At 71.5% G+C, this 13,557-nt stretch carries 11 protein-coding genes; 4 read left to right on the top strand and 7 right to left on the bottom strand.

Annotated features, from left to right (window positions below; translation table 11 throughout):
- Positions 1 to 35 precede the first annotated feature (35 nt).
- On the top strand, positions 36 to 1,049 hold the full coding sequence (locus LQF12_RS15650) for a LacI family DNA-binding transcriptional regulator (RefSeq protein ID WP_231053827.1): 1,014 nt from the start codon (positions 36 to 38) through the stop codon (positions 1,047 to 1,049).
- A gap of 86 nt (positions 1,050 to 1,135) precedes the next feature.
- On the opposite strand, the gene LQF12_RS15645 is transcribed toward LQF12_RS15650, so the two are convergent.
- The 6 genes from LQF12_RS15645 to LQF12_RS15620 are packed head-to-tail and all read right to left on the bottom strand — an operon-like array spanning position 1,136 to position 8,380.
- Positions 1,136 to 2,263: a Gfo/Idh/MocA family protein gene (locus LQF12_RS15645; protein WP_231053826.1), complete on the bottom strand. Its 1,128-nt coding sequence runs from the start codon at positions 2,261 to 2,263 to the stop codon at positions 1,136 to 1,138.
- Entirely contained in the window at positions 2,260 to 3,087 is an 828-nt protein-coding gene (locus LQF12_RS15640; protein ID WP_231053825.1) for an amidohydrolase family protein, read from the bottom strand. The genes LQF12_RS15645 and LQF12_RS15640 overlap by 4 nt, the downstream gene beginning before the upstream one ends.
- Positions 3,084 to 3,542, bottom strand: coding sequence for a MaoC family dehydratase (locus LQF12_RS15635; RefSeq protein WP_435531199.1), 459 nt, complete (start codon positions 3,540 to 3,542; stop codon positions 3,084 to 3,086). Before LQF12_RS15635 ends, LQF12_RS15640 begins: the two co-directional genes overlap by 4 nt.
- Positions 3,529 to 4,665 carry an extracellular solute-binding protein gene (locus tag LQF12_RS15630; RefSeq protein ID WP_231053823.1) on the bottom strand — a complete coding sequence of 379 codons (1,137 nt, stop codon included), beginning with the start codon at positions 4,663 to 4,665 and terminating at the stop codon, positions 3,529 to 3,531. The genes LQF12_RS15635 and LQF12_RS15630 overlap by 14 nt, the downstream gene beginning before the upstream one ends.
- On the bottom strand, positions 4,662 to 5,861 hold the full coding sequence (locus LQF12_RS15625; protein ID WP_231053822.1) for a CaiB/BaiF CoA transferase family protein: 1,200 nt from the start codon (positions 5,859 to 5,861) through the stop codon (positions 4,662 to 4,664). The genes LQF12_RS15630 and LQF12_RS15625 overlap by 4 nt, the downstream gene beginning before the upstream one ends.
- The gene (locus LQF12_RS15620; RefSeq protein ID WP_231053821.1) at positions 5,858 to 8,380 is read right to left on the bottom strand and encodes a glycosyl hydrolase family 95 catalytic domain-containing protein; all 2,523 of its coding nucleotides are present in this window, start codon (positions 8,378 to 8,380) and stop codon (positions 5,858 to 5,860) included. The genes LQF12_RS15625 and LQF12_RS15620 overlap by 4 nt, the downstream gene beginning before the upstream one ends.
- A 243-nt stretch (positions 8,381 to 8,623) precedes the next feature.
- Here LQF12_RS15620 and LQF12_RS15615 point away from each other — a divergent pair, with 243 nt between their 5' ends.
- The 3 genes from LQF12_RS15615 (at position 8,624) to LQF12_RS15605 (ending at position 12,293) form a co-directional block, all read left to right on the top strand.
- Positions 8,624 to 9,631, top strand: a complete 1,008-nt coding sequence (locus tag LQF12_RS15615) for an ABC transporter permease (protein ID WP_231053820.1) — start codon at positions 8,624 to 8,626, stop codon at positions 9,629 to 9,631.
- On the top strand, positions 9,628 to 10,575 hold the full coding sequence (locus LQF12_RS15610) for a carbohydrate ABC transporter permease (RefSeq protein ID WP_231053819.1): 948 nt from the start codon (positions 9,628 to 9,630) through the stop codon (positions 10,573 to 10,575). The genes LQF12_RS15615 and LQF12_RS15610 overlap by 4 nt, the downstream gene beginning before the upstream one ends.
- Positions 10,576 to 10,637: 62 nt before the next feature.
- On the top strand, positions 10,638 to 12,293 hold the full coding sequence (locus LQF12_RS15605; protein ID WP_231053818.1) for a type 2 periplasmic-binding domain-containing protein: 1,656 nt from the start codon (positions 10,638 to 10,640) through the stop codon (positions 12,291 to 12,293).
- A 58-nt stretch (positions 12,294 to 12,351) separates the two neighbouring features.
- On the opposite strand, the gene LQF12_RS15600 is transcribed toward LQF12_RS15605, so the two are convergent.
- Positions 12,352 to 13,533: an MFS transporter gene (locus tag LQF12_RS15600; RefSeq protein WP_231053817.1), complete on the bottom strand. Its 1,182-nt coding sequence runs from the start codon at positions 13,531 to 13,533 to the stop codon at positions 12,352 to 12,354.
- Positions 13,534 to 13,557: the final 24 nt, after the last annotated feature.

Here is a 13,557-nt window from a genome sequence, read left to right as displayed (position 1 = left end):
GTGCGGGCCCGTCCGGTCGCCACTACGATCGGAGCATGGTGACGTTGCGCGATGTGGCCGCTCACGCCGGGGTGTCGGTCTCGGTGGTCTCGCGCGTGCTCAACTCCGATCCCACCATCCGCATCCGGCCCGAGACCCGTGATCGCGTGGTGGAGTCGGCGCGGCTGTTGCGCTACGCGCCGAACTCGGCCGGCCGGTCGCTGCGCCGGGCCCGCTCCCACCTGCTCGCCCTCGTGGTCCCGGACGTGACGAACGCGACCTTCACCGACCTGGTCAACGGCGTGGAGACCCGGGCGCTGGACCACTCCTACTCGGTGCTGCTCGCCTCCAGCCCGCGGATGCAACCGGGCAGCGAGGGCTTCAACCGGCTGCTCAACGAGCGGCTGGTGGACGGTGTGCTGTTGCAGAAGGATGACAGCGCCCCCACCGAACTGGTGGCCCGGGCCCTGACCCACCCCGAGCACACCGTGATGATCAACTCCGGGCCGGTCGAGGGGGTGCGCACCATCGGCCTCGACGACGTCGCCGCCGGGGCGCTCGCCACGCGCCACCTGCTCGAGCTCGGGCACCGGACGATCGGTTACGTCGGCGGCGTCCCTGCCTCCGACACCAGCAGCCGCCGTCAGGAAGGGGTGGAGAAGGAGCTCGCCGAGGCGGGTCTGACGCTCGCCCGGGAGCACCTCACGACACTGGGTTACACCTATCGTTCGGCGCGGGACGCCGTCCGGCTGCTGCTCGGGCGGGAGCCCCGGCCCACCGCGCTGGTGGTCGGCAACGTCAACGCCGGGATCGGGGCACTCACCGAGGCGGCCCAGATGGGGATCCGGGTACCGGAGGAGCTCTCGGTAGTCGCGATTCACGACATCTGGCCCGCCATCACCTGCTCACCGGCGCTGACCACGGTGCGGCTGCCGATGGGGGCGCTGGGGTCGACGGCGGTGGAGCTGCTGCTGAGCGGCGACGCGACCGGGCCGATCAGCCGGGTGGTGGACGACCCGGCGCCGGAGCTGGTGCGGCGGGCGTCCACGGCGGCGGTCGGCGGTACCTGAGGCCACACCCGATGGCTGGGCCGGGCGACGACCGACCCAAGCGCCGATGGAGGGGCCTGGAATTCAGGGTCGAACCCGAGTCCGGGTCAAATACTCGGCCCCTGGGGGCCGGGAAGCATCCCGGGCAGCGGGTGCCCCCCGGAGCGGCCGGCCTCGTGCGCGGCCTCCAGCACGGCCATCGTCCGCAGCACATCACCCGCCGACGTCGGCAGGGTGGCGGATTCGCCGGTCGCGTAGCGCTGCAGGGCCCCCATCGAGCCGATGAACGCGTCCGGGAACCAGGACCCCTCGACCTCGATCTCGCGCCAGTCGCCGCCGTCGGTGATCTCGAGCAGGTCGGGCCCGCCGCGCGGGTAGTCCAGCAGCAGCCCCAACTCGGTGCGGATCGCCCCCTCGGTGCCGTGCCAGAGTACGGCCGCCTCCTGGTGCGCGGGGCCGTAGGCATGGTCGTGGTTGGTGCTGATCGTCACGCGCAGCGGCCGGTCGGCGTAGTGCAGCAGGTACGCACTGCGGGTGCTGGCCAGCTCCTTGTGCGGGTGGGGCAGGGTCACCGCGCTCACCCCGCTCGGATCACCGACGAAGGAGCGCACCAGGTCCACGTAGTGCACCGAGTGCATCGGCATCTCCATGCGCTCGAGCGCGAACACGCTCGGGAACAGCTCCCACGGCGTCTCCACCCGCACGAGCGCCTCGAGATCGATCAGCTCCCCGATCGCGCCGTCCGCGATCAGCCGGCGGGCGGTCGCCACGTGCGGGGCGAACCGCAGCTGGGTGTTGACGGCGGCCCGCAGCTGCTTGCGCTCGCAGAGCGTCACCAGCGCGCTCGCCTCGGCATAGGTGTAGCCGAGCGGCTTCTGCAGCTGCACCGCCGCGCCGTCGGGCAGGGCCGTCAGGATCGACTCGAACGCATCCGGCATCACGGCCACGTCGTAGACGGCGTCGCTGCCGTGCTCGGCGACGGCGTCCTCCAGCCGCTCATAGGTGGCCGGGATGTCGTAATCCGCCGCCAGATCGCGGGCACGGCCCGCGTCCAGATCCACGACGGCGGCCACCGGCATCCGTGCCTTGCGGTAGGCGGGCAGGTGGGCGTCCCGGGCGATCCCGCCTGCCCCGATGACGACGATCGGCAGCGCCCGTGCCGGTGGCCCGGCCAGGTAGGCCGGGTCCGGCACGTGCTCCGGCCGTGGGACGTTCTCGGTGGCGGGGACGTTCACCGGTCGAGACCGTAGACGCGCGCCGCCGTCCTCTCCCGCAGCGCGTGGCGCTGCCCCTCGGGCAGGCGGTCGACCTCGGCCAGCAGCACCCGCAACGTGGCCTCGGCCCCGCCGAACGCGGTGCACACCGGCCAGTCGCTGCCCACCAGCAGCCGGTCGGCGCCGAACGTCGCCAGTGCCGTGGCGAGCACCGCACGCATGTGCTCCGGTGCGACAGGCCCGTCGGCGCCGTAGATCCCGGAGACCTTCGCGACGACGTTCGGCCGGGCGGCCAGGCTCGCGAGCTGGTCCTGCCACTGCTGCCAGGCCTCGCCCTGCTCGGCTGGCGGTGTGCCGAGATGATCCAGCACGAACGTCAGACCCGGATGCTCCTGGGCCAGGGTGAGCAGGTTCTCGCGGTGGCGCGGCAGCGTCGCCACGTAGTCCAGAGGCAGTCCGGCCTCCTCGATCAGCTGCAGGCTGCGGCGCTGCTCGGCGCCGAGGATCCAGTCCGGGTCGGGCCGGTCGTGGGTGAGGTTGCGCACGCCGACCACGCCCGCGCGGCCGGCTTCCAGCTGCTCGGCGACTGTGTCCGGGTCCGCCAGCGGCAGGTAGACGACGGCGCCCACCACCAGCGGGTCGGCGGCCACCAGCTCGAGCAGGTAGTCGGTCTCGGCGAGTGTCTCGTCGGCCTGCACCAGCACCGCCCGATCGGCGCCCCAGGGCGCCAGCGCGCCGCGCGCCTCGTCGATGAGGTGGTTGCGCTGCAACACCTCCGGGGCCCCGGCGAGCCAGGCGTAGGGGGAGCGGGCGTGGTCCCAGACATGCAGGTGGGCGTCGATCACTGCTCAGAGCCTCGCTTCGTCACGACGTACAGGTGCACCAACGACAGCACGGTATCGCCCCGCTGGTTGGTCACGGTCACCCGCTCGTCCACCCTGCCCAGCTCGGGCCGGCGTGGATGATCGGTCACCTCGGTGATCTCCGCGGTGACCGTGATGGTGTCGCCGATCAGCACCGGCTTGATGAAGCGGATCCGGTCGTAGCCGTAGCTCATCGCCTGGGGGTTCACGTCCCCGGCGGTCATCCCGACGGCGATCGCGATGATCAGCGTGCCGTGCGCGATGCGCCCGCCCAGGCCGGCCTCCTCCACGCACCACCGTTCGTCCATGTGGTGGGGGAAGAAGTCACCGGACTGGCCGGCGTGCAGGACCACGTCCGCCTCGGTCACCGTGCGCCCGAGCGTGCGGCGCACCTCCCCGACGGCGAAGTCCTCCAGATACCTGTCAGCCACCTGCATGCTGTGCTCCCAGCGTCGCGACCATCTCGTCCAGGTCCGCCAGCAGACCGGCGGGCCCCTCCCGCTTGACCAGCGCCCGGTGCACCCGCGCGCTCGCGGCGTTCTGCACGTCCATGTACCCGGGATGCTGCGGGCGCAGGCTCGCCAGCTCCAGCGTGCGGCGGGTGCCGGTGAAGAATCCGGCGGTCAGCGCGTTCAGCTCCTGGTCCTCCCAGGCGGCCACGTGCCCCGGTTGCCCGCCGGCGTGGGCGTAGACGCCGCGCTGCACCTCACCGGTGCCGGCCCAGGTCGCGAACGCCACCGCCTCGGCGAGGTGGCTCGAGCGCGCCGAGACCGACAGGCCGGCCCCGCCCAGCATCGACCCGCGCGGCTCGCCGTCGATCTCCGGGATGTCGGTCCAGGCCAGCCGATGCTCGCGGAACCCCGGCCGGGCGTAGTTGCTGTAGCCGTACAACAGCGGCGCGTAGCACCAGCGGTCGCTGCCGGCGAGCCGCTCGCAGACCTGGATCGGGTTCTCGGCCAGGCACTCCTGCGGAACCAGATCGCGCAGCCGGCCCAGCGTCCGCCACGCCTCGGCGAAGGCGTCCGGCTCACCGAAGCGGCCGTGCTGCCCGGCGTCCTCACCCTGCAGTGCGGAGGTGAGGGTGAACGTGGAGGCGAAGGCGTCGATGGGCTTGCACGGCCACAGCACCACGCCCTCGCCCGCCAGCTCAAGCACCTCATCCCACGTGCGCGGCGGCTCGGTCAGCAGGTCCGGCCGGTAGGCGGCCACCTGCGCCGCGGCGTCGATCGCCATCCCGTACTGGGCTCCCTGCCACCGGTAGCTCTGGTAGCTGCGGCCGACGAAGGCGGCCGGGCCTTCGCCGTCGGGAAGCGGGGCGAGCAGGCCGGCATGGGCGGCGTGGGGGATGTGGGGGTGATCGATGACGAGCAGGTCGAACTCGGACGCCATCGACTCCAGGCCCTGGTCGGCGAAGGCCTGCAGCGAGCGCTTCTCCCAGACCACCTCGACGTCGTGGCCGGCATCTGCGTAGGCACGCGAACGATAAGCGGCCGATGCTGCGACCACACTGTTCAGGCCGCGTTCGTGGTCCCACGTCATCCCCCGCAGCGTGAGGGTCATGACGCGCGCTCCGCGGCCTGCTCGGCGTGGGGGGCGAGCTCGTCCCGCAGGCGCTCGCTGTCCGCGCCGAGGGAGGGAGCGGCACTGGCGGAGCGCGGGCGCACCCCGTCGATACGCAGCGGCATCCGGGTGGTGGTGACCTCGGTGCGGGTGCCGTCGGCCTCGGAGCGTTGCAGGGTCTGGACCATGTCGATCCGGCGGAAGCCCTCGTGCTCGACCAGCTCGTCGACCGTGTGCAGCGGCGCGCACCAGATGTCGGCCTCGTCCAGGATCCTCAGCCAGGTCTCGGTGGTATCGGTGCGCAGCCGGTCCGCGATCAGGGTCTCGATCCGCGAGCGCTGCTCCCACCAGGTCTGCGGGTCGGTCATCGCCACCAGCTCCCGCAGCTCCAGCAGCTCACCGATCCGGGGGACGGGGTTCATCGCGATCGAGAGGTAACCGTCCGCCGTCGGGTAGACCCCGTAGGGAGCGGGCAGATAGCTGTGCGCACTGTGCGGGCCGCGGACGGGCTGGGTCAGCGCCCCCGGTTCGGTCAGGCGCACCGAGAGCATCTCGAACTGCAGGTCGACCATCGCCTCCAGCAGGGAGGTCCGCACGTGCCCGCCGATGCCGGTGCGGGCGCGCCGCAGCAGCAGCGCGGTGATGCCGTGCGCCAGGTGGCAGGAGGCGAGGTGGTCGGCGATGGCGATGCCCATCGGGCTGGGCTCGGGGTCGGCCTGCAGCCAGGGCAGGCCGGCGATCGACTGCGCGAGCAGGTCCTGACCGGGCCGGTCGCGCCAAGGCCCCTCCTCCCCGTAGCCGGTGATCGAGCCGTAGACCACCCCCGGGTTGGTGGCCCGGACGCTCTCGTAGTCCAGGCCGAGGCGTTCCATCACCCCGGGGCGGAAGTTCTCCACGACGACGTCGGCCTGTTCCACGAGCCGGCGCACGATCGCCAGGTCCTCAGGGTTCTTCAGGTCCGCGGCCAGGCTCTCCTTCCCGCGGTTCATCGCATGGAAGGAGACGGTGTCGCTGCCGGCGCGGGCGCCGGCGAAGGCCAGACCGCGGCCGATGTCGCCGGTGCCGGGGCGCTCGATCTTGACCACCCGGGCGCCCAGGTCGGCGAGCCGCAGGGCGGCCACCGGTCCGGCGAGGAACTGGCTGAAGTCGAGCACGAGGTAGCCCTCGAGCGGGTCGATGGTGGGGGATGCGGTCATGAGCGGGTCTCCTCGGTGGTCAGGTGCACCGTCTGGCCCGGGTGGAGCTGGAGATCCTGGGCGGTCGAGCGGTAGCGCACCGTCACCGTCTGCGTGGTGTGGTGGTCGGAACGAAGCGTTGCTGTCCGGAGGGTGCCGCCGGACCAGCGCAGGTCGACGGCGATCCCGGTGCGGGCGCGTAGGCCGCGCACGGCGCCGTCGGGCAGGTCCGCCGGTAGGGCGGGGAGCAGGTCGAGGCCACCGGCGTGGGAGTGCAGCAGGGTCTCGGCGAGTGCGGCGACGATGCCGAAGTTGCCGTCGATCTGGAACGGCGGGTGGGCGGAGAACAGGTTGCGGTACAGGCCTCCGCGCCACCGCCCGCCGCCGGGCTTGGGCGTGACGTCCACGGCGCGGCGCATGAACAGGTCGAGTAGCCGGCCCACGCCGTCGGCCTGGTGGAGGCGGGCGCGCATGGCCATCTTCCACGCCAGCGACCATCCGGTGCCCTCGTCGCCGCGGGCGTCCAGGCTGCGGCTCGCGGCCGCGGCCTGCCCGGGTGCCGGCGGGACGTCGCTCGGGTGCACCCCGACGAGGTGGGCGATGTGGCGGTGCCGGGGATCGACCATCTCCTCCACCTGCGCCCACTCGCGCAGCAGCCCGGCCGAGTCGGTGCCGATCGGGGCGATCCGCGGCAGCGCCTCGGCGGCTTCGTGCAGGAGCGCCTCGTCGGTCAGCCCGTACTGCTCGGCGATACGCAGCAGGGAGCGCAACAGCTGGCGCGCCAGCTCCAGGTCCATGGTGGCGTCGGTGGCCACGGAGGAGGAGGCTTCGCCGTCGACCACGTACCGGTTCTCGGGCGACGTCGAGGGGCTGGTGCCGAGGGTGCCGTCCGGGCGGGGCTCGAGCCAGTCGAGCACGAACCGGGCCGCGCCCCGCAGGGTGGGCCAGAAGCGCCGGGCGAGGGCGTCGTCGTGGTGGAAGGCGAGCCGGTCGGTCAGGTGGGAGGTGAGCCAGACGCCCGCGAACGGCCAGAATGCCCAGGCCGGATCATGTGTGCCATCGCCCATCGGGTCGGCGAACGCCCAGATGTCGCTGGCGTGGTGGGCCACCCAGCCAGAGGAGCCGTAGATGCGATCGGCCGGTTCACGGCCCCGCTCGGCCAGGGCCTCGACCAGGTCGAACAGCGGCTCGGCGCACTCCGGCAGGCTCGTGGTCTCGGCGAGCCAGTAGTTCATCTCGGTGTTGATGTTCATCGTGAAGGTCGAGCTCCACGGCGGTTGCATCCGCTGGTTCCACACGCCCTGCAGGTTCGCCGGGGTGCCGCCTGGTCGGGAGCTGCTGATCAGCAGGTAGCGCCCGTACTGGAACAGCAGGGCGGTCAGTTCCGGTGCGGCGCCGGCGCGGGCGCTCTCGCCGTCCTGGGCGGCGGCGAGCAGGGCGTCGGTGTCGATCGCCGTGTCGATCGCCGGCAGGGCCGGCAGGGCCGCATCCTCGCCGCCTCGTCCGAGCGTCAGCTCGGCCCGGTCATACAGGGCGCGGTGAGCGTGGACGTGCTCGGCCTGGACCGCCTCGACCCCGGCACGGGCGGCCTCGCGGCACGCGGCGCGAGCGCCGGCCAGCGCCTCGGCGAGATCGCCGGTGGGGTCGGCGCCGAGTTGGACGAAGGTGGTGCGTACCGCCAGCAGCAGGGTGGCCTCGCCGCTGACCTCCACCACGATCCCGGACCCGGTGGCGCGGGTGCGGACCTCGCCGCCGACCGCCCGCAGCGCCACGGCGGCCTGGACCCCGCGGGGTTCGTCGGACCACCGGACCGGGTGCGGGTCACGCTGGACCGCGGGGGCGACGTCGTCGGGGGCGCGCAGCACCACCCATGCCTCCTCGCCTTCGGCGCCGCTGCGCTCCAGCCGCAGCGGCGAGTCGAGGGTGAAGGTGACGGGCTGGGCCGAGTCGTCCGCCGTGCCGCTGACCTGCAGGACCATGACGTTGCGGGGAGCGCTCACGAACGCGCGTTGCTCGAGGGTGGCGGCCCCGGAACCGGCGCGGGTCCAGGCTGTCGCCGAGCGCAGGTCCAAGCCGCGGGTGTGCACCTCGGCGGTGTCGGCGTGATCGTGCTCGGGCAACACCTGATCCTGGGGGGCGGGCTCCGCTGCGGCGGCGGCCACGGTGCGGCGCAACCGCGCCAGCGGCTGGAACGCCTGGGGCCAGGAGTGCTGGAGGGCGAGCAGGGCACGCTCGGCGCCGACCGGGTCGCCGGCAGCGAGCGCGGCCCGGGAGGTGCGGATCGCCTCCCGGGCGACCTCCGCCGTCACCGGGTGGGAGGGGTGCCGCTCCGGCGGACCGGACCACACGCTGCCCTCGCTGAGCCAGATCAGCTCCTCGGTGGCGCCGCCGAAGACCATTGCCCCGAGGCGGCCGTCGCCGAGGGGCAGCGCCTCGACCCACTCGGCGGCGGCGCCGGCGAACGCGAGCTGGTGGACGCGGGGATCCGTGGCCGGCTCAGGGGGCGGCTGCACGAACGTGAACGTGGACGACACTGTCACCTCGGGAGAATCGTTTTAATGCGAGGAGCACCACCATAGCCGGTGGGAGTGGGAGCCTGGCAAGCCTGAGATTGACTGATTATTCGGCGCAAGGTCTCGATTTGATCTCGGTGGGTTGCGTTCCGGTTCGGCGCCTGGCTAGCATCAGAGAAACGATTCACCGGACGACGAGGTCATGGTTCGCAAACTGCGCCCTGAGCGGCAGGCGCCACGCCCTCGGTTCACATCGAGAGGAGTCACCCAGTGGTGCATACCGGTCTGGGCACGGCCGGCGCGGCGCCGCCGCCGGTCGCGACGCGAGGTGTCGCCATGCCGCCGCCGGCGCGCCGCTGGGCCGGGGGCCGCCGGGGCCGGCTACGCCGGTCGATCCGCCGGCACTGGCAGCTCTACCTGCTCGTCATCCCCCCGCTGCTGTACTTCCTGATCTTCCAGTACGTCCCGATGGCCAACGCCATCATCGCGTTCAAGGACTACAACGTGGTCCAGGGCATCTGGGGTTCGCCGTGGGCCGGGCTGGAGTACTTCCAGCGGTTCTTCGACAACCCGATGTTCACCACGGTGGTCAGCAACACCTTCCTGCTCAGCCTGTACGCGCTGATCGCCAGCTTCCCGATCCCGATCATCCTGGCGCTCGCGCTGAACGAGATCCGTGCCCGGTTCTTCAAGAAGACCGTGCAGATGGTCACCTATGCCCCGTACTTCATCTCCACCGTGATCGTGGTCTCGATGGCGATCCTCATCCTCTCCCCGAGGATCGGCCTGGCCAGCGAGCTCACCGGATTCTTCGGCCTACCGGCCACGGACTACCTGGCCCAGCCGGACTTCTTCCGGCACGTGTACGTGTGGAGCGAGGTGTGGCAGACCGCCGGCTACTCCGCCGTCATCTACCTCGCGGCGCTCGCGGGCGTGGACCCGGGCCTGTACGAGGCTGCGAAGGTGGACGGCGCGAACCGGCTGCAGAAGATCTGGCACGTCGACCTGCCGAGCATCACCCCGACCATCGTGGTGGTCCTGATCCTCTCGGTCGGTTCCATCATGGCGGTCGGCTTCGAGAAGGCGTTCCTGCTGCAGAACCCGCTCAACCTCTCGCAGTCGGAGATCATCGCCACCTACACCTACAAGATCGGCATCCAGAACGCCGACTTCAGCCTGGCCACCGCGATCGGCCTGTTCAACTCCGTGATCAACCTCGTGCTGCTGGTGGGCGTGAACATCGTCGCCAAGCGCGTGACAGGAAAGGGGCTGTGGTGAGCGCCGCCGTGACGAAGCCGAGCCGCACCAGCCGCACCAGCCGTCCGGACCGCCCCGGGCGCCGCCGGCGGGTGCGCGAATCCCCGGTCGACCGGGTGTTCCTGGTGGGCGTCTACATCCTGCTGACGACCTTCCTGCTCGTGGTGCTGCTGCCGCTGTGGTACATCGTGGTCAGCTCCTTCAGCAGCCCCGAGGCGGTCTCGGCCGGGCGGGTGTTCCTGTGGCCGGTCGACTTCACGCTGCGCGGCTACGAGGTGGTCCTGACCAACCCGACGATCCTGACCGGCTTCGCGAACTCGTTCTTCTACACGATCGCCGGCACCGCGATCAGCGTGACGCTCACCGTCATGCTCGCCTACCCGCTCTCGCGCGCCGACTTCGTGGGCAGGAAGGTGCTCACCGCCGCGGTGGTGTTCACGATGCTCTTCGCGGGCGGGCTGATCCCGACCTACCTCGTGGTGCAGAACCTGGGCATGCTCGACACCCGCTGGGCTCTGCTCATCCCCAAGGCGGTGGCGGTGTGGCCGGCGATCCTGGCCATCACCTACTTCCGCACCGCCATCCCGGACGAGCTGCGCGAGGCGGGGGAGATCGACGGCGCCAGCGACCTGCGCATCCTGTGGAAGGTGGTGCTGCCGCTGTCCGCCCCGATGCTGGCGGTGATTGCGCTGATGTACGCGATCGTGCAGTGGAACTCCTACTTCGATGCGCTCATCTACCTGCGCGACGACAGTCTCTATCCGCTCCAGCTGGTGTTGCGCAACATCCTCATCCTCAACACCGACGCCGGAGCCGACGTCACGGCCGCGATCGAACGACAACAGCTGGCGAGCCTGCTGAAGTACTCGCTCATCGTGGTCTCCACGGTTCCGATGATGCTCATCTATCCGTTCGTCGCCCGCTACTTCACCCGGGGCCTGCTCCTGGGTGCGGTCAAGGGCTGACCTCCTCAACCCCCCCGCCACCGAGGACGGTGGCACTCCCTCACGACGAAGAGAGGCACGACATGACACGCACGCACCGCAGAGCCGCGGCTGTTCTCGCCGCCGGTGGCCTGGCGCTGGGGATCAGCGCCTGCGCCCCGGGCGGGGAGGAGGAGCCCACCGACGACGGCGTCCTGACCATCTACAGCCAGCAGGGCCCCGACCGCGACCTCAACACGAGCTCCTTCACGCTGCTGCTGGAGGAGGAGTTCGGCGTCGACCTGCAGTTCGAGACCACCACGTGGGACGCCGCGGCGGCCGCGGAATCGCGCCAGATCACCCTGGCCAGTGGCGACTACCCGGACGCCTTCCTGCTGATCCCGTGGGTGGACCAGTTCACCCAGGCCGAGCTCATCAAGTTCGGCGACCAGGGCCTGATCCGGCCGCTGAACGACCTGCTCGAGGAGAACGCACCGAACCTGCAGGCCGCTTGGGCCGACACCCCCGAGTGGGAGGCCCTGGCGACCGCGCCGGACGGGAACGTGTGGGGTCTGCCGCAGTGGAACGACTGCTTCCACTGCACCTACCCCTCGAAGCTGTGGATGAACACGGCCTGGCTGGACGCCGTCGGGATGGAGCAGCCGGGCACGCCGGAGGAGCTGCGGGAGGTGCTGACCGCATTCAAGGAGCAGGACCCCAACGGGAACGGCGAGGCCGACGAGGTGCCGCTGTCCGGCTCGCCGGGGGCGAACTCGGTGCTGCCGTTCCTGATGAACCCCTTCGTCTACATGGCCACCTCCAGCACGAGCGGGTCCGACCCGGGCTCGCTGGCGCTGCAGGGCGACGAGGTGACGCTGCAGCCCACCCGCGAGGGATGGCGCGAGGGGCTGACCTACGTGAACTCGCTGTTCGAGGAGGGCCTGATCGACGAGGCCGCCTTCACCCAGAACCAGGATGCGCTGCTCGCCCTCGGCGACGTCGCCGGTGACCCGATCCTCGGTGCCGCGAGCGTCGGCCACCCGGGCGTCTTCGTCACCGTGGGCCAGGAGGACGGGCGCGACGCCGACTACGACGCCCTGCCCCCGCTGACGGGTCCGAATGGCTCGCCCGCGTCGCAGATCAGCTCGTCCTCGGCCGGTGCGACCTTCGTCGTCACCAACAACGCCACCGACGAGGAGGCGGCCACGCTCGTGGAGATCGTGGACTGGATGATCGACTACGACAACCACCTGCGCGCCGAGTGGGGCGAGGAGGGCGTGGCCTGGGACTACGCCCAGGAGGGTGACGTCGCGCTGAACGAGGAGCTGGACCCGCTGTACGTGCGCCACCGCCTGAGCGGGGCCGAGGCCAGTGAGAACACCAACTCCGCCTGGGGCCCGCTCGCGCAGTACTACGGCAGCCAGGAGTTCCGGCAGTCCCAGGTGGTCCCGGAGGACATCTACGACCTGTCCGGCTACGAGCGCCGGCTCTTCGAGGCCACCCAGCCCTATGCGGAGAACAGCCCCGAGGAGGCCTTCCCGTACTGGAACCTGTGGGTCCCGGAGGAGGATGCGAGCGAGCTCTCGACCGTCCAGACCAACGTGGAGTCCCTGGTGCTGCAGGCCAGCGCCGAGTTCGTCACCGGTGTGCGAGACATCGACGACGACGCCGCGTGGCAGGCCTTCCAGGACGAGCTGGTGGCCAACGGCAGTGACCGCTACGTGGAGATCTACCAGGCGGCCTACGACGCGTCCCAGTGACCGTGCCACGGTCGATGCGGTGAGGAGCGGGTGCCCCGGCGAGGCCGGGGCACCTGCTCTATTGCGTGCGCCGGAAGCGCAGCAGCCGCGCCATGATGACTCCGGAGAGTGTCACCGCCAACAGCGCCAGGATGAACAGCCACGAGTAGTGCCCGCCGGTGAGGACGAGGACAGCCCCGGCGAGGGCGGGCGCGAGCACCTGCGGCAGGATCGTCGCCAGGCCCAGCACGCCCAGATCACGGCCGGCGTCCGCCGGCGAGGGGAGCAGGTCGAGCATGAGCGCCAGGTCCGCGCTCAGGTACAGCCCGCGCCCCGCCCCCGCCACGACGGCGTAGCCGATCAGTCCGCCGAGCCCCGGCCACACGAGCGCGATCACCAGTCCGAGGGCGATCAGCCCGGTGGCGACCAGCACCCAGGGGACCCGCCGCGGCCCCACCACTCGCGAGGCGATCATCGCCCCGGCCACGATGGCGAGGATGTGGGCACCGGTGAGCACCGTGACCAGCCGGCCCGCCTCCTCCACCTGCGCGCCGGTGCGATCCATGACGAGGTAGAGCAGGTAGCCGAGCACGAGCTGCTGACCGAGGACGAGCGCGAACCGGCCACCGAAGACGATCCGGAGCGCGCGGGAGCGCCAGGCGAGCCGGAGGGGGAGGGAGGCGCCACGCGGCCGGGTGATGCGTCCCGGGTTCAGCAGCACGAAGGCGACCATGGTGACGAGCAGCAGCACGGCCAGCGCCGCGTGGATGCCGTCGAATCCGACCAGCAGACCGGCGCCCCCGGCTCCGACGGCGAGGCCGATGGCCGCGCCAGCACCGAAGAACGCCGACACCCGTGGTCGCTCGCCGGCCGGCACGCGGTCGGCGAGCACGGCGTCCAGCGGGGCCTCGATCGCGTTCAGCGCCGGCTGGACGATCAGCCAGCCGAGGCCGATGGTCACCGCCGTGCTCGCCTGGCCGAGGAGCACCAGGGCGATCGCAGCACCGGCGGCCCCGCCGGCGAGCCACGGGGACCGCGGCCCCCAGCGGCTCCGGGTGCGGTCCGTGGCCACCCCGAGCACGGGCCGCATCAGCACGGTGAGCAGGGAGGACGCCGTCATGATGACGGCGAGCACGGCCTCCTTGTTCTCCGGCTCGGCCCGGGCGATCTGAGCCGGCACGAGTACGCCCGCCACCGCCGCGTACATGATGGCGAGGACGAGGTTCGCTGCGACGAGGGAGGGGAGGAGGCGGCGGTCCACGGCGCACTTTCTGTCGGCATTCGG

This window comes from Ruania suaedae (assembly GCF_021049265.1).
Classification (GTDB): Bacteria; Actinomycetota; Actinomycetes; order Actinomycetales; family Beutenbergiaceae; genus Ruania; species Ruania suaedae.
This window is presented reverse-complemented; position numbering and strand designations above follow the sequence as displayed.

Bases quoted from the DNA above. Each gene is read 5' to 3' on its own strand.
- LQF12_RS15605 (WP_231053818.1), top strand. From the start codon at position 10,638: ATGACACGCACGCACCGCAGAGCCGCGGCTGTTCTCGCCGCCGGTGGC.
- LQF12_RS15650 (WP_231053827.1), top strand. From the start codon at position 36: ATGGTGACGTTGCGCGATGTGGCCGCTCACGCCGGGGTGTCGGTCTCG.
- LQF12_RS15625 (WP_231053822.1), bottom strand. From the start codon at position 5,861: ATGACCGCATCCCCCACCATCGACCCGCTCGAGGGCTACCTCGTGCTC.
- LQF12_RS15630 (WP_231053823.1), bottom strand. From the start codon at position 4,665: ATGACCCTCACGCTGCGGGGGATGACGTGGGACCACGAACGCGGCCTG.
- LQF12_RS15635 (WP_435531199.1), bottom strand. From the start codon at position 3,542: ATGCAGGTGGCTGACAGGTATCTGGAGGACTTCGCCGTCGGGGAGGTG.